The sequence below is a fragment of the Acinetobacter sp. Z1 genome, from assembly GCF_024296945.1.
In the GTDB taxonomy this organism is placed as follows: domain Bacteria; phylum Pseudomonadota; class Gammaproteobacteria; order Pseudomonadales; family Moraxellaceae; genus Acinetobacter; species Acinetobacter beijerinckii.
The window spans coordinates 877,176-898,371 of sequence record NZ_CP101115.1; the positions used below are offsets into that span (position 1 = coordinate 877,176).

Below are 21,196 nucleotides of genomic sequence, written 5' to 3' on the forward strand. Positions count from 1 at the left end.
GATGTTCAATACGTTAGTCTTTTCTTTTGGCTAGATAATACTTTTTTGCTAAACGCCAGCAGACGTAAACTGCCACTATAAGCAGAATGATATAGCCAATACGTTGAGTGATCGCAGCCATTAACGCTTGGTTTTCACTAAAATGATATCCTACATAAGCTAAAAAACTTGTCCAAATAATTGTTCCTGCAGCGCTATAAGTCATGAATTTGCTGAAAGGCATTCGACTCATGCCTGCGGGGATACTAATTAGGGAGCGGACAGCGGGGATCATACGTCCAAAAAAAACGACGCGATGTCCATGTTTTTCAAACCAAGTTAAAGATTTTTCAAAATCGGTAACGCTTATTCTTAAATACTTTCCATATTTTTCGATGAATAAATATAAATGTTGCTGCGGAATTTTACGACCAATCCAATATAGAAGCATTGCAGCTAAAAGTGAGCCAGCACTACCAGCTATTATGACACCAATGAGAGTTAGATCACCTTTTGAAGCGGTATAACCCGCAGATGGCATGATAATTTCGGATGGAATAGGCGGGAAGACATTATCAAGAAACATCAGGAATGCGATTCCCAAATATCCTAATTTTTCCATGATTGATAAGACCCAATCTTCAAGTCCCATAGTACCTTTGATATTCGTTTTTAAATTGTATTGAAGATTAATTGTTGTTAGTCAAACTCTCAATAGTGGATTGGTTAACTTTTAATATAAAAAGCCTTAGTAAAACTAAGGCTGTTGAGTACTTATAATTGATCTTGATTTAAAGGCGCTTGCGTTTTGCAGCAGTAATCTGCGATTGACGCATACGGAAACCTTCTTTTTGTTTCTCAGTTGTTTTATCAATACAAAAAACACAAGAAACACCATGTTCATAACTTGGAAGTTCTGCCTCTGCAGAAGTTAAAGGCCAACCACATGCATGACACTTGATATTTTCACCTTCTTCAACACCGTGTGTAACCGCAGTACGACCATCAAAGACGAAGCACTCACCTTCCCACATGCTTTCTTCAGCAGGTGTTTCTTCTAAGTATTTTAAAATACCGCCTTTGAGATGATAAACCTCATTAAAACCTTCTTGTAGCAGCAAAGACGTTGATTTTTCACAGCGAATTCCGCCTGTGCAGAACATTGCAATTTTTTTGTCTTTATGTTGTTCAAGATTTTGCTTTACATATTCAGGAAATTCACGAAAAGACTCAGTTTTAGGGTCGATTGCGCCTTTAAATGTACCAGCTTTATATTCGTAGTCATTGCGAGTATCAATCAAAATAACATCATCGCGTGCAATTAGATCATTCCATTCTTTTGGATCAAGATAATGTCCGACTAAATCACGTGGTTTAACTTCTACGCCTAAAGTTACGATTTCTTTTTTTAGTTTAATTTTCATTTTACGGAATGGCTTTTCAGAGCTTTCAGACTCTTTATATTCCATTGCGTTAAAGCCTTCATTCAGGAGAAATTGATGGATTGTATCAATCGCAGCGCGATCACCAGCAACAGTTCCATTAATTCCTTCTGATGCAACAATAAGAGTTCCACATAAATTGATGCTATTCACTAAATCTAAAAGACGCTGTTGCAGATCTGCTGCATCTTGAACTTCTTTAAACTGATATAGTGCCGCAACAACCCAATTATTGGTCGCTTGCTGTTCTACAGGTGCAAGCTGTTCTACAGTAGCGTTCATGGATAACTCCAAATGTATTAAGATAGAAAATTAAGGCGCATATTTTAGCGCGAAATTTGAAAATAAGCGAGAAAACCATAAAATAAATATGGTTTTATAAGGAGTTGGTTTTGAGTAACGATCGTCGAATTCCATCATTAACACCATGTGCAGGGCGTTGTTCTACGGTGTTCGGTGATCTAGTCTGTCGGGGTTGTCGTCGTTTTAATCACGAGGTGATTCAATGGAATACTTACACAGCAGAACATCGTTTGGCTGTATGGACCAGATTAGATGCACAGTTGGATCAAATCCTTATTCCGTTATTACCGCACGCGAATTTAATGCATATCGAGGGTTTTATTCAAAATAAGCGTGTTCGAGTGTTAGACAGTGCGAGTAAAGGGCGTAAGCTCTATCATGCTTTAAAAATTTGTGAAAAAAATAAACACTTGGCACATGACAGTGGGCTTGGGATTAATGATTCACAAGTCAAACCCATTTGGGATGAGTTTGAGCGACGAGTACTTGCGTTGGCTAAAGCGAGTTATGAGTTAGCATGGTTACGTGCGGATGGAATCAGTAATAATTTGTTGCGTGCATTAGAAGAAGATGAAATTTAAATATTTTTCTTCTTAATACTCAATCTGGAAATAATGATTTCAGCGATTAGTAGATTGATCGTCCAACCTAACCATGATTCAAGCTGATAAATATGTATGGGTGTTAGCCAATCCCAATAAGGTTGAACTTCATAAAGTGCTAACTTCCATGTTCTGAGACTCAGCGCAGATAAAGCTAAAGCAAAGCTACGAATCATCCAATTGCGATGCTTGCTCCATTGTCGCTGAAAAGCATAATAGAGCGCTAATAAGCTGCTCAGCCCCCATAATAAACCAAGTGACACAAAAGCGATTTGTGTACTTAATCCTCCATTGGCTGAAAGTGCCAAGATAAAACCGCTAGGTAGAGCTAAACCAAGGGTGATAAAAATATACAGCCAACCTGCATAACGATGTAGGTGAGGGAGCTTTCTACGAATGTCTTTTGAAAACTGAGTAAAACCAGCCAATAAAACTAGGCTACTGGTGATTACATGAATCTGGAAAGCCAAGCGCCAAGGCTGGGTGTGGACGACATCCTGCTTTAAAACTAAAAAATGATTGCTGTCAGACCATGGAAAATATTGCATACATATCTTCAGCATCAACCAACTCAAATAAATAAACACCATGACAGTAATCAATTGAGTGAGTTGATTGAGAATTTTCCACATAAATATTGATCACTGTTATGATATGGAATGAAAATAATTTGAATAATGTCTATTAAATGAGAATAGCGAAATGAATAAGCTCAAACAATTATTACTTTTCAGTACAGCTTTCGCCTGTAGCGCGCTTAGTGTAGCTCAAATTCCTCAAATATCAGCTTCATGGACAGGCTTATATAACGATGAGCAGAAAATCTCATTATTTTTTCAGCAAAAAGGCACTGATATCACGGGCTATAGTCTATTGAATGGAAAGCAAACTCATTTCAAAGGTAAAATTCAGCAGAGTGATTTGAATTATACTTTATCCTTGAATGAAATAGGTCAAGGCGCAGATGTTGGGAAATTTATTTTAGATTATAAAAACAATACGATGCCGATTGATGCGCAATGGTTGTCTGCTACAAAAACGGTGAAACCGAAATTTTTTAGTTTAAGCTCGCAACAATGTAAATATGCGAAAGGGCAAGGGGAATTTTCTGAGGCTTCATCACGTTTGTTAAAAGATGCAGACTTACAAGTACCTTTGGGGCAGTTGCAATATATGCGGAACGAGATCTATGCGCGTCATGGCTATGCTTTTCAGAATAAAAAATGGGCAATAACCTTTTCTCAAAATGATTGGTATATGCCTTGTTATACCAATGTGGATACCCGTCTAACTAAGATCGAAAAAGAAAATGTGAAGCGCATTAAGTTAGTAGAGCCTTATGCAAAAGATTTGGATTGGGGGCGTTAACTCATTTGATTTATTGAATCAATAAAAAAGCTGCCAATTGGCAGCTTTTTTAACATTAACTTTTCAACAAAAATTAACGTTTGATATCGCGTTGAGTCGAGCCTGTGTAAAGCTGACGTGGACGACCGATCTTGTAAGGACCGCTGTGCATTTCTAACCAGTGGCTGATCCAACCAACTGTACGTGCAAGCGCGAAGATTACTGTAAACATACCTGTTGGGATACCAATCGCTTTTAAGATGATACCTGAGTAGAAGTCTACGTTCGGATAAAGTTTACGTTCAACGAAGTACGGGTCGTTAAGCGCAATACGCTCAAGTTCCATTGCAAGTTGCAATTGTGGATCGTTGATACCTAGTGCAGCAAGTACTTCGTCACAAGTTTCTTTCATGACTTTCGCACGTGGATCGAAGTTTTTATACACACGGTGACCGAAGCCCATGAGTTTAACTTCTTTACGCTTCACTTTTTCCATGAATTCAGCAACGTTTTCTACGCTACCAATTTCATCTAACATTTTAAGCACAGCTTCGTTTGCACCACCGTGAGCAGGTCCCCAAAGTGCTGAGATACCAGCAGAGATACATGCATATGGGTTTGCGCCAGTCGAACCAGCAAGACGAACTGTAGAAGTAGAAGCATTTTGTTCGTGGTCAGCATGAAGCGTGAAGATACGATCCATTGCTTTAGCAAGAACAGGGTTTACTTTGTAATCACGGTCAGCAGGTGTAGCAAACATCATGTGTAAGAAGTTTTCTGCATAACCTAAATCATTACGTGGGTAAATGAATGGTTGACCTACAGTGTACTTGTAGCTCCACGCTGCAAGTGTAGGAATTTTCGCGATTAAACGAATTGCTGTGATTTCACGATGGTTTACATCTTCGATGTCTAAACCGTTGTGATAGAACGCAGATAATGCACCAACAACACCAACCATGATCGCCATAGGATGGGCATCACGACGGAAACCATTGAAGAAACGACTTACTTGATCGTGAACCATTGTATGGTTACGTACTTTTGCGTCGAATTCTGCTTTTTGTTCAGCATTTGGAAGCTCGCCATTTAATAATAAGTAGCAAGTTTCTAAATAGTCTGCTTGAGTCGCTAATTGATCAATTGGATAACCACGGTGTAATAACACACCTTTGTCACCATCAATGAATGTGATCTTAGATTCGCAAGCAGCTGTCGCCATAAAACCAGGATCGAAAGTAAAGTGACCAGATGCTAAAACATCTTTAACGTCAATTACATCTGGGCCCAATGTGCCGCTGTAAATTGGTAATTCAATTTCTTTGCCATCAAGCTGTAATACGGCTTTTTTGCCAGTTGCTGCAGACATTCAATAGATCTCCTGTCCTGGTGAATGATTATCTGACTCGAAATACTAATCTTGTCATGTGCGAATCAGACGTTGTCAAAATTTGCTATAAGATTAGTGGCTACTAAAATTTTGTCAATTATACTTAGGGATAAAAAATGACGTTGCTACAGTCAATTAGTCATTCCATATCGAAGAAAAAATTGAGTAAAATCACAGCATCGGTCGAGTATAATATGTCAAATCATGTTTTAGGTGCATAAAAAAAATGAAGCACCAGTACAATTGTAAGTAAATTTTTATGCTTGCAAACTTTTGGTGCTTATAAAATAAATACTTATCTAGGATTAAAAAACTATGTATCTCATGGCCTACAGTTAAATAATAGGTCAAAAAACCGAAGATATTATTGAAAATTAAATCATAAACGACCTAATGTAGTGCGACTAATTGTTTAAAAAAAAATCAATTTACTTTTATAAAAGTAATGAAAATATAGATTACTGAATTTTTATATTTTATATATAAATGAGGGGTATTATTTTCAACAATAATTATAATGACTCCTTTTATGGGTTATTTATCAATAAAATCATCTTCATTTGTAAGATTTTAGAAATAATTATTACTATTTATAGCGCAATAGATGGAAAGTGCTGAGTAAATTTTATTCTTAAATAACAGTGGGATGAATTTATATTTATTCTGATAGATAGGTATTTTATATATTAATTGATGTAAATGATTCTTATTTATTTGTTTTTTAGACTAAAGCTAAAACTGATTGTTTGTATTTTGATATTTCACGTTTTATAATTCGGTGTCGTTATATAGGTTGGGCATGCACTATGCTTGCCTAACAATGCCAGCTTTCCTTTGAATTAATTCAAACAAACTCCGGATGGAGTTTCTACCTACAGGATGCCCGCTGTGAAAAGCAACAGACCTGTCAATTTGTCCATGGGTCAGGTATTAGCGGTAAATTTACGCTCACCCGTGGCTATTGCATCAATTCTACACCGTTTATCAGGTGTAATCGTTTTCTTATTAGTCGCTGTTCTTTTGTGGATTTTAGATAAATCTTTATCTTCACCAGAAGGATTTGACTACGTTAAAAATGTCGTTTTCGGAAATATCATTGTACGTTTTGTCGTATGGGTATTTGTAGCTGGCTTAATTTTCCATTTCATCGCTGGTATCAAGCATTTACTTGCTGATATTGGTTTTGCGGAAGAATTACAAAGTGGTCGTATTGCAGCTACAGTTTCATTGATCTTGTCTGCGATTGGTATCGTCGCAGCATTCGTATGGATTATGTTCTGATGAAAAGTGCTACAGGTTTAACAGGTTCAGGTTCTCGCGATTGGTATATCCAACGTGTCAGTGCTGTAGTGTTAGCTGCATATACTGTGGTGATCTTCGGTTGGATCTTATGTAATAGCGGATTCGGCTACGAACAGTGGGCTGGCTTTATGTTAACTCTGCCAATGAAGATTTTCTCTTTATTAGCAGTATTATCGCTCGTTGCACATGCTTGGATTGGTATGTGGCAAGTCTTTACAGATTATGTAACGACTCGTCAAATGGGTCCTTCAGCTTCAGGTTTACGCCTTGTACTGACATCTGCTGTTATTATTTCAGTGTTCGTGTACGCAATCTGGGGTATCCAGATTTTCTGGGCAAATTGATAGGAAGAGATCATGGGCGCAATTAACCCTAAAGAAGATTATTCAAATATTCAAAACCTCACTTTCGATGCAGTTATTGTCGGTGGTGGTGGTTCAGGTATGCGTGCTTCTTACCAACTTGCTCAAGCTGGTTTAAAAGTTGCTGTATTGACCAAAGTATTCCCAACACGTTCACACACTGTTGCTGCCCAAGGTGGTATTGGTGCGTCGTTAGGAAATATGCAAGAAGATAATTGGCATTATCACTTCTATGACACGGTTAAAGGTTCGGATTGGTTAGGCGATCAGGACGCAATCGAGTTTATGACGCGTGAAGCACCAAAAGTTGTTTATGAACTTGAACACTTAGGTATGCCTTTTGACCGTAACGAAGATGGAACAATCTATCAACGTCCTTTCGGTGGTCACTCTGCAAACTATGGTGAAAAAGCTGTTCCACGTGCATGTGCTGCTGCCGATCGTACAGGTCATGCTTTGCTTCATACTTTGTATCAAAGTAACGTAAAAATGGGTACTCAGTTTTACGTTGAATGGATTGCATTAGACTTAATCCGTAATGAAGTGGGTGATGTACTTGGTGTAACTGCTATTGACCAAGAAACAGGTAATATCGCAGTATTCCAAGCGAAAGCGACTTTATTCGCTACTGGTGGTGCTGGTCGTGTTTATCGTGCATCAACCAATGCATATATCAATACGGGTGACGGTCTTGGTATGGCTGCTCGTGCAGGTATTCCATTACAAGATATGGAATTCTGGCAATTCCACCCAACAGGTGTTGCGGGCGCAGGCGTATTGTTAACTGAAGGTTGTCGTGGTGAAGGTGGCATCCTTCGTAACAAAGACGGCGAACCATTCATGGAACGTTATGCACCAACTTTAAAAGACTTGGCGCCACGTGACTTCGTATCACGTTCTATGGACCAAGAAATTAAAGAAGGTCGTGGTTGTGGTCCTAAAGCGGATTATATCTTACTTGATATGACTCACTTGGGTGCTGAAACGATTATGAAGCGTCTTCCATCTGTATTTGAGATTGGTAAGAAATTCGCAAACGTTGACTGTACTAAAGAGCCAATTCCTGTGGTACCAACAATCCATTATCAAATGGGTGGTATTCCAACCAATATTCATGGTCAAGTGGTTGTGCCTCATGGTGTGGAAGAGGGTGAATTCTCTGCGCATTATGATAAAGACACGAAAGAATATACCTATAAAGGTACACGTGATTATGTGAAACCAGTAAAAGGTTTCTATGCAATTGGTGAATGTTCTTGTGTATCAGTACATGGTGCAAACCGTTTAGGTACCAACTCATTGCTTGACCTTGTAGTATTTGGTAAAGCAGCGGGTGAGCACATCATTGATTACGTAACTAAACATCATGGCGATGATTATCAGCCGCTTCCGACTGATGTATTGGTAAATACATTAGATCGTATTCGTAAGCTGGATGATTCAACCATGGGTGAAAATGCACAAGAAGTTGCTGATGCAATCCGTGACATCGTACAAGATCACGCAGGTGTATTCCGTACTCAAGCATTGCTTGATAAGGGCGTAAAAGAAATTCTTGCGATTGAACCACGTGTCCGCAATATTCATTTAAAAGACAAATCTAAAGTATTTAACACCGCACGTGTTGAAGCATTAGAAGTTGAAAACTTATATGAAGTTGCAAAAGCGACTCTAATTTCTGCTGCTGCACGTAAAGAATGTCGTGGTGCGCATACAGTTGTTGACTATGAGTTAGCACCTGATCACCCAACTTATTCTTACGGTCGCCGTGATGATGAGTGGATGAAACATACTTTGTGGTATTCATCAGACAATCGTCTTGAATATAAGCCAGTACGTTTCAACCCATTAACGGTTGAAGCAATTGAACCTAAACCACGTACATTCTAATCGGGAGAACAAAGATGAGTAGAGGCACTCGTACATTCGAAATCTACCGCTATGATCCTGATAAGGATAAAGCGCCGTACATGCAAACTTTCAAACTTGAGTTGACCGATAAGCATCGTATGTTGCTTGATGCGTTACTTGCGTTGAAAGTGCAAGATGAATCATTAACATTCCGCCGCTCTTGCCGTGAAGGTATTTGTGGTTCGGATGGTGTAAACATCAATGGTAAAAATGGTTTAGCGTGCTTGTGGAACTTGAACGATTTACCAGAGAAAATTGTGATTCGTCCTTTACCTGGCTTACCAGTGGTAAAAGACTTGGTTGTAGATATGAATCAATTCTACGATCAATATGACAAAATCCAACCGTTCTTGATTAACAATCAGCCAGCGCCAGCGAAAGAGCGTTTACAGTCTCAAGCAGAACGTGAACACTTAGATGGTCTGTATGAATGTATTCTTTGTGCATGTTGTTCGACTTCATGCCCATCATTCTGGTGGAACCCTGATAAGTTCCTTGGACCGTCTGCATTATTAAATGCATACCGTTTCATTATTGATTCTCGTGATACAGCAACACAAGAGCGTTTGGCTCGTTTAGACGATCCATTCTCTTTGTTCCGTTGTAAAGGAATCATGAACTGTGTATCAGTTTGCCCTAAAGGTTTAAACCCAACAAAAGCAATTGGTCACATTCGTAATATGTTGTTGGATCAAGCTGGTTAATCAGGATGTTCTAACGAAAAAGACGGGAGCTTTGAAAGAAGCTCCCGTTTTTTTAAGATTAAATTATGTCAATACGAGTTTTTTTACTTATTGGTTTTTCTACTAAATAAATTTAAAAAATAAATAAAAACATGAGCCTGTTCTATTTTTAAGCACTCTGCATAGTGTTTGTGCAAAAATTGTAGCGAATGTTTAACTTTGGTCTATAAAGATGCAACTATTATAAAAAGGGCGGTATATTAGAATATAATTAGTGACGTGTATTTAGCTGCTTTATAGATGGTATGTGTCAAAAAAATCAATCCAAGTTGAATAACATGTTAGGATTCTGCCACAACTGAAAGCGAAAAATGAGCATATTCTAAAAGTTATCTGAAAAGTGCAACTTTGAGATTTATGAAAATTATTCTGCGAAAGTCATTTTAGAAAAGTTAAAAATTTATTTAATTTTTCTAAAATGATTTGCAAAAAATTGCTCGATTTTATCGAGTATAAGGATGAGTTATGTGCTTTGAATTGAAAGCGCATAGCTCATTTATTACATCAAAAGGAATACTCCTGATGTGTAGTGATATGTCTCAAGGTTGGATGATCTTGGGTAGTAATGTCATGTTACCAATTTGACATTATGAATCATGGGTGTGCTTAAAAGGCAACCTGTATTATTTTTTGCAATAGGAAATGGGTCCAAAAATGCAAGAAGTTGCTGACGCATTGCGTCTTGACACTGAACTTTCCGCTGATAGTGCAGCGTATATCGAAGAGCTCTACGAACAGTACCTAACATCTCCAACCTCAGTGTCAGAGGATTGGCGTGAATATTTCGACAAATACCCTAAAGGTGATCAACCACACGGCAGTGTGCGCGAGCAATTCCTCCTCTTAGGTCGTAATTCAAGCCGAATTCAACCTGTTGTTCAAAGCACTGTAAGCACAGAGCATGAGCGTCGTCAAATTGGTGTATTACAACTCATCGCTGCCTACCGCAATCGTGGTCATCAAAAAGCGAAACTTGATCCATTAGGTCTTGCAAAACGCGAAGACGTTCCTGATCTTGATTTATCCGCGCATAACTTAACCAAGTCTGACTTAGATACCGTATTTAATACTGGTAATCTTGCGATTGGTAAAGCAGAAGCAACATTGTCGGAAATGATTGAGGCAATGGAAGCGACTTACTGTGGTTCTATTGGTGCAGAGTATATGCACATTGTAGATACCAAAGAAAAACGTTGGATTCAACAACGTTTGGAAGGTGTTCGCGGTAAATATAATTTAAATGCTGATCAGAAAAAAGGCGTCTTAGAGCGTTTGACAGCGGCTGAAGGTTTAGAAAAATACCTCGGTAATAAATTCGTTGGTGCTAAACGTTTTGGTGTGGAAGGCGGTGAGTCTTTTATTCCAATGGTTAACGAACTTATTCAACGTGCAGGTAGTGTAGGTTGTAAAGAAGTCGTCATTGGTATGCCACACCGTGGACGTCTCAATTTACTTGTAAATATTATGGGTAAAAATCCAGCTGATCTTTTTGGTGAATTTGAAGGTAAAAGTATTCACAAAAAAGGTTCGGGTGACGTTAAGTACCATCAAGGTTTTTCTTCAAATGTCATGACCTCAGGTGGTGAAGTTCACCTTGCTTTGGCATTTAACCCATCACATTTAGAAATCGTTGGTCCAGTAGTTGAAGGATCTGTACGTGCTCGTCAAGTTCGTCGTAAAGATATTGGTGGTGACGATGTACTTCCGCTAATTGTTCACGGTGATGCTGCGTTTGCAGGTCAAGGTGTGAACATGGAAACCTTCCAAATGTCACAAACACGTGGCTACACGGTGGGTGGTACAGTTCATATTATTGTGAATAACCAAGTTGGTTTTACCACATCTGATCCACGCGATACGCGTTCTACAGAATACTGTACTGATGTTGCTAAAATGATTCAGGCACCAATTTTCCATGTGAATGGTGATGATCCTGAAGCGGTTATTTTTGCAACTCAAATTGCACATGATTTCCGTCATGAATTCCGTAAAGATGTGATTCTTGATTTGTTCTGTTATCGCCGTCGTGGTCATAACGAAGCAGATGAGCCATCTGCAACACAACCATTGATGTATCAAGTCATCAATAAAAAAGCAACAACGCGTACTTTGTATGCGGATCAATTGGTACAAGAAAAAGTACTTGATCGTGCGACTGCTGATCAAATGGTAGAAGACTATCGTTCTGATTTAGAAGCAGGTAATCATGTTGCTAATGCTTTGGTTCGTGAACCAAACAAAAAGATGTTCGTGGACTGGTCCCCATATCTAGGTCATGAATATACTGATATTTGGGACACAAGCTTCAACATCGATCGTTTAAAAGAACTTGGCAAAACAATGAATACATTACCTGAAGGTTTTGTATTACAACGCCAAGTACAAAAAGTGATTGATGATCGTGTAAAAATGCAAACGGGCGAAATGCCACTCAACTGGGGTGCTGCTGAAACTTTAGCTTATGCAACACTTTTAGATGATGGTTTCCTTGTGCGTATTACAGGTGAAGATGTTGGTCGTGGAACATTCTCTCATCGTCATGCAAAATTACATAACCAAGTTGATGGTTCTGTATATATTCCTCTTTGTCACATTAAAGAAAATCAGCCTCGTACAGCGGTTTATGATTCTTTATTGTCAGAAGAAGCCGTACTTGCATTTGAATATGGTTATGCAACAACTTTGCCTAAAAGCTTAATTGTTTGGGAAGCACAATTTGGTGACTTCGCAAACTGTGCGCAAGTTGTGATTGACCAGTTTATTGCGTCTGGTGAAACCAAGTGGGAACGTGTATGCGGTCTTACAATGTTATTGCCACATGGTTATGAAGGTCAGGGTCCTGAGCATTCATCTGCACGTTTAGAGCGTTTCTTGCAACTTTGTGCTGAAGATAATATGCAAGTCATGACACCAACGACACCTGCGCAAATTTTCCATGCACTACGTCGTCAAGCTGTTCGTCCTATTCGTAAGCCACTGATTGTAATGTCGCCTAAGTCGCTATTACGTCATAAACTTGCAACTTCAACTTTAGATGAGTTGGCAAACGGTTCATTCCAAACTGTGATTGATGAAATTGATAACATCAATAAAGCTGACGTGACGCGTTTAGTTCTTTGTGGCGGTAAAGTTTATTACGATTTACTCGAAAAACGTCGTGAACTTGGATTAGATAACACCGCGATTGTTCGTATTGAGCAATTATATCCATATCCAGAACAGCGTTTAGCTGAAGTAATGGAAAGCTATCCAAACATTCAAGAACTTGTTTGGGCGCAAGAAGAACCGAAGAACCAAGGCGCTTGGTTATTCATCGTTCCTCGCTTATATGAAGACGTTCTAAAATCTGGTAAACAAATTCGCATTAGCTATGCTGGTCGTGAAGCATCAGCCGCACCTGCTTGTGGCTCGCCATACTTGCATGCAAAACAACAAGCTCAGCTCGTCAATGACGCACTTGCAATTGAAGCTGAACAATCAGGAGATTCTAAATAATGGCAACCGAAATTAAAGCACCGGTATTTCCAGAGTCAGTTGCTGACGGTACGATAGCAACTTGGCACAAGAAAGTAGGTGAACCTGTATCACGTGATGAAGTGATCTGTGACATTGAAACCGATAAAGTTGTTTTAGAAGTGGTTGCTCCTGCTGATGGTAGCTTAGTTGCGATCATTAAAGGTGAAGGCGACACAGTTCTTTCTGATGAAGTGATTGCTCAGTTTGAAGCAGGCGCAGTATCTGGCGCTGCTGATACTCAAGCAGTACAAAGTTCAGCTCCAGCTCAAGTTGAACAAGCTGTTGCTAAAACAGAAGCAGGTGCAGCTCCAGTTGTACCAGTTCAAGATCAAGCTCCTGCTGTTCGCAAAGCATTATCTGAAACAGGTATCAATGCTGCTGACGTACAAGGTACAGGTCGTGGTGGTCGCATCACTAAAGAAGATGTTGCTGGTCATCAAGCTAAACCTGCTGCATCAGCTCAACCATTAAGCGTTGCTGTTGGTGAGCGTATTGAGAAACGTGTTCCAATGACACGTTTACGTAAGCGTGTAGCTGAGCGTTTATTGGCTGCAACACAACAAACAGCAATGTTAACTACGTTTAACGAAGTGAACATGAAGCCAATCATGGAAATGCGTAAGCAATATAAAGATGCTTTCGAAAAACGTCATGGTGCTCGTTTAGGCTTTATGTCTTTCTTTGTTAAAGCTGCGACTGAAGCACTAAAACGCTACCCAGCAGTGAATGGTTCTATTGATGGTGATGATATCGTTTATCACGGTTTCTATGACATCGGTGTTGCTGTATCGAGTGAACGTGGTTTAGTTGTTCCTGTACTTCGTGATACTGACCGTATGAACTATGCAGAAGTTGAAAACGGTATCCGTGACTATGCTTATAAAGCACGTGACGGTAAATTAGGTATCGAAGACATGACTGGCGGTACGTTCACGATTACTAATGGTGGTACGTTCGGTTCATTGCTTTCAACGCCGATTTTGAATACACCACAAACAGCTATTTTGGGTATGCATAAAATCCAAGAACGTCCAATGGCGGTAAATGGTCAAGTTGAAATCTTGCCAATGATGTACTTAGCGCTTTCTTATGACCACCGTTTGATCGATGGTAAAGAAGCTGTAGGTTTCTTAGTAACAATCAAAGAGTTGTTAGAAGAACCAGCTAAACTCATTCTTGATCTTTAATACATTAATTATAAATCTTCCCTAACCCCTCTTTAGTAAAGAGGGGAAGCCCCTTTTTGAAAGAAGGGGACTTAAGGGGGATTAATTGGAGATAAAAATGTCTCAACAGTTTGATCTTGTTGTTATTGGCGGTGGACCTGGTGGTTATGAAGCGGCGATTCGTGCAGCTCAGCTTGGTTTCAAAGTCGCTTGTATCGAAAAACGTATTCACAATGGTAAGCCATCTTTAGGTGGTACATGTTTAAACGTTGGTTGTATTCCTTCTAAAGCATTGCTTGACTCTTCTCACCGTTACGAAGCAACCCTTCACGAACTTGCTGAACACGGCATTACCACAGGTGAAGTTAAATTTGATTTAGATACTTTGTTGGCGCGTAAAGACAAAGTTGTTGATCAATTGACAGGTGGTGTTGCTCAATTACTGAAAGGTAATGGTATTGAGTGGTTACAAGGTACTGGTAAATTACTTGCTGGTAAAAAAGTAGAGTTCACGCCTTTTGAGGGTGAGGTTCAAGTTTTAGAACCTAAGTATGTGATTCTTGCGACTGGTTCTGTACCTGTAAATATTCCAGTAGCTCCTGTAGATGAAGACTTAATCGTTGATTCGACTGGTGCATTGAAATTCTCAGAAGTTCCTAAGCGTCTTGGTGTGATCGGTGCAGGTGTTATCGGTTTAGAGCTTGGTTCGGTATGGCGTCGTCTTGGTTCAGAAGTTGTTGTGTTTGAAGCATTAGATGCATTCTTACCAATGGCTGATAAAGCATTGGCGAAGGAATATCAAAAAATCTTGAAGAAACAAGGTTTAGATATTCGTATCGGTGCGAAAGTTTCTGGTGCTGAAACCAATGGTCAAGAAGTAACAGTTAAATACAACCAAGCTGGCGAAGATAAAGAACAAGTTTTTGACAAGTTAATCGTTTGTGTTGGTCGTAAAGCATATGCAGAAGGTTTATTGGCTGAAGATTCAGGCATTAAATTGACTGAGCGTGGTTTGGTTGATGTCAATGATCAATGTCAAACATCTGTAGAAGGTGTTTACGCGATTGGTGACTTAGTACGCGGTCCAATGCTTGCACATAAAGCAATGGAAGAGGGCGTAATGGCAGTTGAACGTATCCACGGTCATGCTGCTCAAGTGAACTATGACACGATTATCAGCGTTATTTACACACACCCAGAAGCGGCTTGGGTTGGTTTAACTGAAGAACAAGCTGTCGAAAAAGGTCACGAAGTTAAAGCAGGTCAATTCCCATTTGCGGTCAATGGTCGTGCTTTAGCAGCTGGTGATACTGCTGGTTTTGTTAAATTCGTTGCAGATGCAAAAACTGATCGCCTGTTAGGTATGCATGTTGTTGGTCCAAACGCATCTGACATCGTACATCAAGGTATGATTGCACTTGAATTTGTATCTTCTGTAGAAGATTTACAGTTGATGACTTTTGGTCACCCAACATTCTCTGAAGTTGTACACGAAGCTGCGCTTGCTGTTGATGGTCGTGCAATCCACGCGATTCAACGTAAACGTAAATAAAAATAAAAAGTGTGGCTTTTGCCACACTTTTTTGAATGATGATGATTGGTTTACAAGACAATCATTTACTCAATATGTAACAGCCTAGTTTAAAAAAAATATCTAGGTTGTATCACATCAAACAACATAGTAGGTAACTAAATGAACTTACATGAGTATCAAGCTAAAGCGTTATTGAAAGAATATGGTATGCCAGTACAAGAAGGTATCTTGGCAACCAATGCAGATGAAGCAGTTGCTGCATTTGAACAGCTTGGTGGTAAATTCGCTGTAATGAAAGCGCAAGTTCATGCTGGTGGTCGTGGTAAGGCTGGTGGCGTTAAAGTTGCAAAATCAAAAGAAGATGTTATCGAATTCGCTAACAACATCATTGGTACTCGTTTAGTAACGTATCAAACAGATGCAAATGGTCAACCAGTTAACAGCATTATTGTTGCTGAAGACGTTTATCCAGTTGAGCGTGAGCTTTACTTGGGTGCGGTTGTAGACCGTTCTAGCCGTCGTATTACTTTCATGGCTTCTACCGAAGGTGGTGTAGAAATCGAGAAAGTTGCAGAAGAAACGCCAGAAAAAATTATCAAAGTTGAAGTTGATCCACTCGTTGGCTTACAACCATTCCAAGCACGCGAAGTTGCATTTGCTTTAGGTTTGAAAGACAAGCAAATCAGCCAGTTTGTAAAAATTATGGCTGCTGCTTATCAAGCATTTGTTGAAAATGACTTTGCACTATTCGAAATTAACCCACTTTCAGTTCGTGAAAATGGCGATATTTTATGTGTAGATGCGAAAGTAGGTATCGACTCTAACGCGCTTTACCGTTTACCTAAAGTTGCTGCTTTACGTGACAAGTCTCAAGAGAATGAGCGTGAATTAAAAGCATCTGAATTTGATCTTAACTATGTTGCTTTAGAAGGTAACATTGGTTGTATGGTGAACGGTGCTGGTCTTGCAATGGCAACGATGGACATCATCAAACTTTATGGTGGTCAGCCTGCAAACTTCCTTGACGTTGGTGGCGGTGCAACGAAAGAGCGCGTAATCGAAGCGTTCAAAATCATCCTTGCTGATACTTCTGTACAAGGTGTTTTAATTAATATCTTCGGCGGTATCGTACGTTGTGACATGATTGCTGAAGCAATTATTGCAGCGGTTCAAGAAGTAAATGTAACTGTTCCAGTTGTTGTTCGTTTAGAAGGTAACAACGCTGAGTTAGGTGCTAAATTACTTGATGAATCTGGTTTGAAATTAATTTCTGCGAACGGTTTATCTGATGCCGCAGAAAAAGTTGTAGCTGCAGTTAAAGCGTAAGGAGTATCAATCATGAGCGTATTAATTAATAAAGACACTAAAGTATTGGTACAAGGTTTTACTGGTAAAAACGGTACTTTCCACTCTGCACAAGCTTTAGACTACGGTACAAAAGTTGTTGGTGGTGTTACTCCAGGTAAAGGCGGTACAACTCACCTTGACCTACCAGTATTTAACACAATGAAAGAAGCTGTTCGTGAAACAAATGCAGATGCATCTGTAATCTATGTACCAGCTCCATTCGTTTTAGACTCAATCGTTGAAGCGGTTGATTCAGGTGTTGGCCTGATCGTTGTGATCACTGAAGGTGTTCCAACTATCGACATGCTTAAAGCGAAACGCTACTTAGAAACTAATGGTAACGGTACTCGTTTAGTTGGCCCTAACTGCCCAGGCGTGATCACTCCAGGTGAATGTAAGATCGGTATTATGCCTGGTCACATCCATCAACCAGGTCGTATTGGTATCATCTCACGTTCAGGTACATTGACTTATGAAGCTGTTGCTCAAACAACTAAGCTTGGTTTAGGTCAGTCTACTTGTATCGGTATCGGTGGTGACCCAATCCCAGGTATGAACCAGATCGAAGCGCTTCAATTGTTCCAAGACGATCCAGATACTGATGCAATCATCATGATCGGTGAGATCGGTGGTACAGCGGAAGAAGAAGCTGCTGAATTCATCAAATCTAACGTGACTAAGCCTGTAGTTGGTTATATCGCTGGTGTAACTGCACCTAAAGGTAAGCGTATGGGTCACGCTGGTGCAATTATTTCTGGTGGTCAAGGTACTGCTGAAGAGAAATTCGCTGCATTTGAACGCGCGGGAATGGCTTACACGCGTAGCCCAGCTGAGCTTGGTTCAACGATGTTGCAAGTTTTAAAAGAGAAAGGTTTAGCGTAATTCGTTAGATTTTAATCTTTAAGAAACCCCAATGGAGACATTGGGGTTTTTTTATTGGTAAGATTGTTGGTATATGCAGAGACTTATTTTATCAATAAAAATTGATATCTAATCTATTAACTCTAGATCTAAGTATTTTCTTCAAATTAATTCTTAATAGTAATAGAGAAAAAATTCAGTTTAAAATAGTACTATTTGTGAGATTGTGAACTAATAGATTAAAAAAGAACTTATGTAAAAGGGAGAGGTTACATTTGATTCTTATAATTACTTACTTTCCTTATAGCAAGATATGGGCCTATTATGTTTAAAAACAAAATAAGAGAGTAGAAAAAAATATTTTCTCCTCTTAAAGTTCCAATAATTATCAAAAAGATGTTAAGAAGTATGGTTGGAAGTAAAATTGCGAATATAGATATTTTATATTCGTATTGAATCATAGCCTTACGATATGATAAATAAGCAAAAAAAGTACTGATAAATAAAGCCAATAAATAAAATCCAAGATATACAAAATTCCCCATTTAAACTTAACCCCATTGTTGTTAGGTATCTAAAATAAAAAGTAAATTGATTAGGGTCTGTTGACATTTGCTGTGCAAAAAAATAGCGAGAAAGTAAAATTCAATCGCCAAACCAAATTTACTCCTCGCTATGACTCGTACAATGCTGAATGATCAACACTGGTTAAAGCTGAAATCTATTGTCCACAATTTGGGGATCTACCTCAAACATAATCTTCGAAATTTTATTGAAGCCATTCTCTATAGAATTAGAACAGGTTGTCCTTGGCGAGATTTACCTGAATCTTTTGGTAAGTCCAACACCATATTTAAACGATTCACCAGGTGGTCTAAAGATAATAAGCTACTAAAAATATTTAAATTATTATCAAAACATGCTGATCTAGAATGGGTGTTTATTGATGCTAGCCATATTCGAGCACATCAACATGCTACAGGACTCAAGGATCAAGCTATTTCAAGAAGCATCGGTGGAAACAGTACTAAAATCCATTTAGCTGTGGATTCAAATGGGAACCCAATCCAATTTCTCATTCATGATGGCACCACCCATGATGTGAGTGTTGCACCTGCATTAGTCGATAGCATTGATTTAAAAGATACCGATGTGCTTTGTGCAGATAAAGGATATGACTCAGAATTATTGAGAGAGCAGATAGAAAAAACAGCGACTAAAGCAAATATTCCAAAGAAATCCAATACACGATCGAACAATGATTATATGGACTGGCACTTATATAAAATCAGGCACTTAGTGGAGAATACCTTTGCTAGACTCAAGCAATTTAGGGGAATTGCAACACGTCATGACAAGCTAAAGCGGAACTACGAAAATTCAGTTGCTTTAGCCTGTATATTTATTTGGCTACCGCTATGAAATGTCAACACACCCTAGAAGTAGCGCAGATCTATTGAAACCATTTTCAAATGCTTTTAAAAGAATTTATCATAACTCATAATCATCATATTTAAAGAAATTAACTTTTATTTCAAATATAAAGCATTGAATTTATGTGTCATTTTATATTTTTAAGCTTCTTTAAAACTATATGTTCTCATTTTATTCCTTCTTTTTATATAAAAAGAGCCTCATAATAAAGGCTCTTTATAGATCGAAAATACTTATTCAGCTTTTGGTTTAAGCCCTTGCGTTAAACCATTGATATCGCCACCTTGTAAGCCTAATTCATTCATTAAGCTATCAATGAGCGGAGCTTGCGAACGGTAGCGTAGGGCACTATTAACCACTTGGTCAGATAAAGAGGTTTGACCATTTTCAATCGTATCACTGCCGACAGTACCGCCACCCGCAAAGCTACTTAAACCATTGACCTGTAAAATCTTGATGTCATCAATATTTTCCATTGGTTTAACACTTTCACGAATGATCTCAGGTAAATGTTTAAGCAAAGCTAAGCGAACTTGCATTTCTACCTGTTCAGCAGAAAGAGTATTGGCTGCTTCATTCACCGCACGCGCACCTTCCGCATCAACCTGATATTGTTTTTCCAACGCTTGAGCAAGTAGGATTTTTGCATCCGCCTCACCTTTCGCTTTTAAGCGAATCTTTTCAGCGTCTGCTTCTGCTGCAATACGTACTGCTTCTGCTTCATCGGCCGCGGCTTTCTTTCCTGCATCCGCAGCGACCGTAATCGCAATTGCTTCTTTCTCTGCCGTTTGTTTAGCTGCAACCAGCTCGACTGCTTTTTGACGTTCCGCACGTTGAGTTTCACGAACAGTCACAACTTCTTCTTCTGCTTTTACCGCTTCAGCTCGGGCTTTGTCGGCTTGGGCTTTGGCTTCTGATTCAGCACGAGATTTTTCAGCAATGGCAATTGCACGATCTTGTTCAGCCAACTCAATGGTTTTTTTCTGTTCAACTTGAGCTTTTTGAATGAGTTGAGCTTTTTGAATATTTTCATTCTCAACATCACGGGCAGAGGCAATACGTTTAAGTTCCACTTCACGTTCAGCAGCAATTTGAGCTTCTTCAGCTTCACGTTTTTTACCTGCTTCTTGAGAGGCAATTTCTGCAGTTTGTTCAGCTTTACGAATCGAGATTTCACGCTCTTGTTGTAACTTCGCGTATTCTTCTTCACGAGAGATTTCTAAACGTGCACGTTCTGCTTGTAAGTTTTTTGCACGAATTGCTAAATCAGCATCTTGTTCAATGTCGTTACGCTTTTTACGACGATCTTCAATGGTTTCAGTCAGCTTGGTCAAACCTTCTGCATCGAACGCATTTTGTGGATTAAAGAATTTAAAGCTAGTTTGATCAAGCCCAGTTAATGAAACTGTTTCAAGCTCCAAACCATTTTTTGATAAATCTTCGGAAACGACTTGCTGAACTTTTTGCACAAAATCGACACGCTTTTCATGTAGTTCTTCCATTGCCATTTCAGCTGCAACGGCACGGAGTGAATCGACAAACTTTCCTTCGACTAAATCTTTAAGTTCAGGAGGTGACATGGTCTTTCTACCGAGTGTCTGGGCAGCCGTTGCAATCGATTCAGCAATCGGTTTGACGCGAACATAGAATTCAGCCATAACGTCCACACGCATACGATCTCGTGTAATTAACGCTTGATCTGCTGCGCGTTTTACCTCTAAGCGTAAAGTGTTCATATTGACTGGAATAATTTCATGTAGCACAGGAAGTACAATCGCACCGCCATTTAAAATGACTTTTTCGCCACCAAAACCAGTACGAACAAAAGAGACTTCTTTACTTGAACGGGTATATAGGCGGGCAATAATTACCCCAATAAAAATAAATGCAGCGAAAATCACACCTGCAATAATCAAAATTTCAGTCAATGCTGAATTAAACATTTCTACACCCTCAA

At 39.1% G+C, this 21,196-nt stretch carries 17 protein-coding genes; 12 read left to right on the plus strand and 5 right to left on the minus strand.

Annotated features, from left to right (window positions below; genetic code table 11):
• Window positions 1-13 precede the first annotated feature (13 nt).
• Together NGC85_RS04180 and NGC85_RS04185 are read right to left on the minus strand one after the other, a co-directional pair.
• Window positions 14-631, minus strand: coding sequence for a DedA family protein (locus NGC85_RS04180; protein WP_254804940.1), 618 nt, complete (start codon window positions 629-631; stop codon window positions 14-16).
• A gap of 139 nt (window positions 632-770) precedes the next feature.
• Window positions 771-1,703: a rhodanese-related sulfurtransferase gene (locus NGC85_RS04185; protein ID WP_005061826.1), complete on the minus strand. Its 933-nt coding sequence runs from the start codon at window positions 1,701-1,703 to the stop codon at window positions 771-773.
• A 110-nt stretch (window positions 1,704-1,813) separates the two neighbouring features.
• Between NGC85_RS04185 and NGC85_RS04190 the strand changes: the two genes are divergently transcribed.
• Complete coding sequence (locus NGC85_RS04190; RefSeq protein WP_005061829.1) at window positions 1,814-2,305, plus strand: DUF1289 domain-containing protein; 492 nt, start codon at window positions 1,814-1,816, stop codon at window positions 2,303-2,305.
• On the opposite strand, the gene NGC85_RS04195 is transcribed toward NGC85_RS04190, so the two are convergent.
• Complete coding sequence (locus tag NGC85_RS04195) at window positions 2,302-2,958, minus strand: DUF2306 domain-containing protein (protein WP_005061833.1); 657 nt, start codon at window positions 2,956-2,958, stop codon at window positions 2,302-2,304. The genes NGC85_RS04190 and NGC85_RS04195 overlap by 4 nt on opposite strands.
• A 70-nt stretch (window positions 2,959-3,028) precedes the next feature.
• Here NGC85_RS04195 and NGC85_RS04200 point away from each other — a divergent pair, with 70 nt between their 5' ends.
• Window positions 3,029-3,694 (plus strand): YARHG domain-containing protein, encoded by a 666-nt coding sequence (locus NGC85_RS04200; protein ID WP_254804941.1) that lies wholly within the window; start codon window positions 3,029-3,031, stop codon window positions 3,692-3,694.
• A 73-nt stretch (window positions 3,695-3,767) separates the two neighbouring features.
• Here NGC85_RS04200 and gltA read toward each other — a convergent pair whose 3' ends face one another.
• Complete coding sequence (gene gltA, locus NGC85_RS04205; protein WP_005061836.1) at window positions 3,768-5,042, minus strand: citrate synthase; 1,275 nt, start codon at window positions 5,040-5,042, stop codon at window positions 3,768-3,770.
• A gap of 900 nt (window positions 5,043-5,942) precedes the next feature.
• Between gltA and sdhC the strand changes: the two genes are divergently transcribed.
• From sdhC to NGC85_RS04260, 10 genes are all read left to right on the plus strand, one after another.
• Window positions 5,943-6,344, plus strand: a complete 402-nt coding sequence (gene sdhC / locus NGC85_RS04210) for a succinate dehydrogenase, cytochrome b556 subunit (RefSeq protein WP_045505219.1) — start codon at window positions 5,943-5,945, stop codon at window positions 6,342-6,344.
• Window positions 6,344-6,709, plus strand: a complete 366-nt coding sequence (gene sdhD / locus NGC85_RS04215; RefSeq protein ID WP_005055658.1) for a succinate dehydrogenase, hydrophobic membrane anchor protein — start codon at window positions 6,344-6,346, stop codon at window positions 6,707-6,709. Before sdhC ends, sdhD begins: the two co-directional genes overlap by 1 nt.
• Before the next feature lie 12 nt (window positions 6,710-6,721).
• On the plus strand, window positions 6,722-8,617 hold the full coding sequence (locus tag NGC85_RS04220; RefSeq protein WP_254804942.1) for an FAD-binding protein: 1,896 nt from the start codon (window positions 6,722-6,724) through the stop codon (window positions 8,615-8,617).
• A gap of 14 nt (window positions 8,618-8,631) precedes the next feature.
• On the plus strand, window positions 8,632-9,342 hold the full coding sequence (locus tag NGC85_RS04225; protein ID WP_004664446.1) for a succinate dehydrogenase iron-sulfur subunit: 711 nt from the start codon (window positions 8,632-8,634) through the stop codon (window positions 9,340-9,342).
• 693 nt (window positions 9,343-10,035) lie between these two features.
• A complete protein-coding gene (locus NGC85_RS04235) occupies window positions 10,036-12,876 on the plus strand; it encodes a 2-oxoglutarate dehydrogenase E1 component (RefSeq protein ID WP_005061839.1) in 2,841 nt (946 codons plus the stop codon).
• Window positions 12,876-14,084: a 2-oxoglutarate dehydrogenase complex dihydrolipoyllysine-residue succinyltransferase gene (gene odhB, locus NGC85_RS04240; protein WP_005055651.1), complete on the plus strand. Its 1,209-nt coding sequence runs from the start codon at window positions 12,876-12,878 to the stop codon at window positions 14,082-14,084. The genes NGC85_RS04235 and odhB overlap by 1 nt, the downstream gene beginning before the upstream one ends.
• Before the next feature lie 97 nt (window positions 14,085-14,181).
• A complete protein-coding gene (gene lpdA / locus NGC85_RS04245; protein ID WP_005061841.1) occupies window positions 14,182-15,615 on the plus strand; it encodes a dihydrolipoyl dehydrogenase in 1,434 nt (477 codons plus the stop codon).
• A 141-nt stretch (window positions 15,616-15,756) separates the two neighbouring features.
• Window positions 15,757-16,923 (plus strand): ADP-forming succinate--CoA ligase subunit beta, encoded by a 1,167-nt coding sequence (gene sucC, locus NGC85_RS04250; protein WP_003655470.1) that lies wholly within the window; start codon window positions 15,757-15,759, stop codon window positions 16,921-16,923.
• 12 nt (window positions 16,924-16,935) lie between these two features.
• Window positions 16,936-17,826, plus strand: a complete 891-nt coding sequence (gene sucD, locus NGC85_RS04255; RefSeq protein ID WP_003655479.1) for a succinate--CoA ligase subunit alpha — start codon at window positions 16,936-16,938, stop codon at window positions 17,824-17,826.
• Window positions 17,827-18,480: 654 nt separating this feature from the next.
• The gene (locus NGC85_RS04260; protein ID WP_254804943.1) at window positions 18,481-19,227 is read left to right on the plus strand and encodes an IS5 family transposase; all 747 of its coding nucleotides are present in this window, start codon (window positions 18,481-18,483) and stop codon (window positions 19,225-19,227) included.
• 245 nt (window positions 19,228-19,472) lie between these two features.
• On the opposite strand, the gene NGC85_RS04265 is transcribed toward NGC85_RS04260, so the two are convergent.
• Window positions 19,473-21,182 carry a flotillin family protein gene (locus tag NGC85_RS04265; RefSeq protein WP_254804944.1) on the minus strand — a complete coding sequence of 570 codons (1,710 nt, stop codon included), beginning with the start codon at window positions 21,180-21,182 and terminating at the stop codon, window positions 19,473-19,475.
• Window positions 21,183-21,196 lie beyond the last annotated feature (14 nt).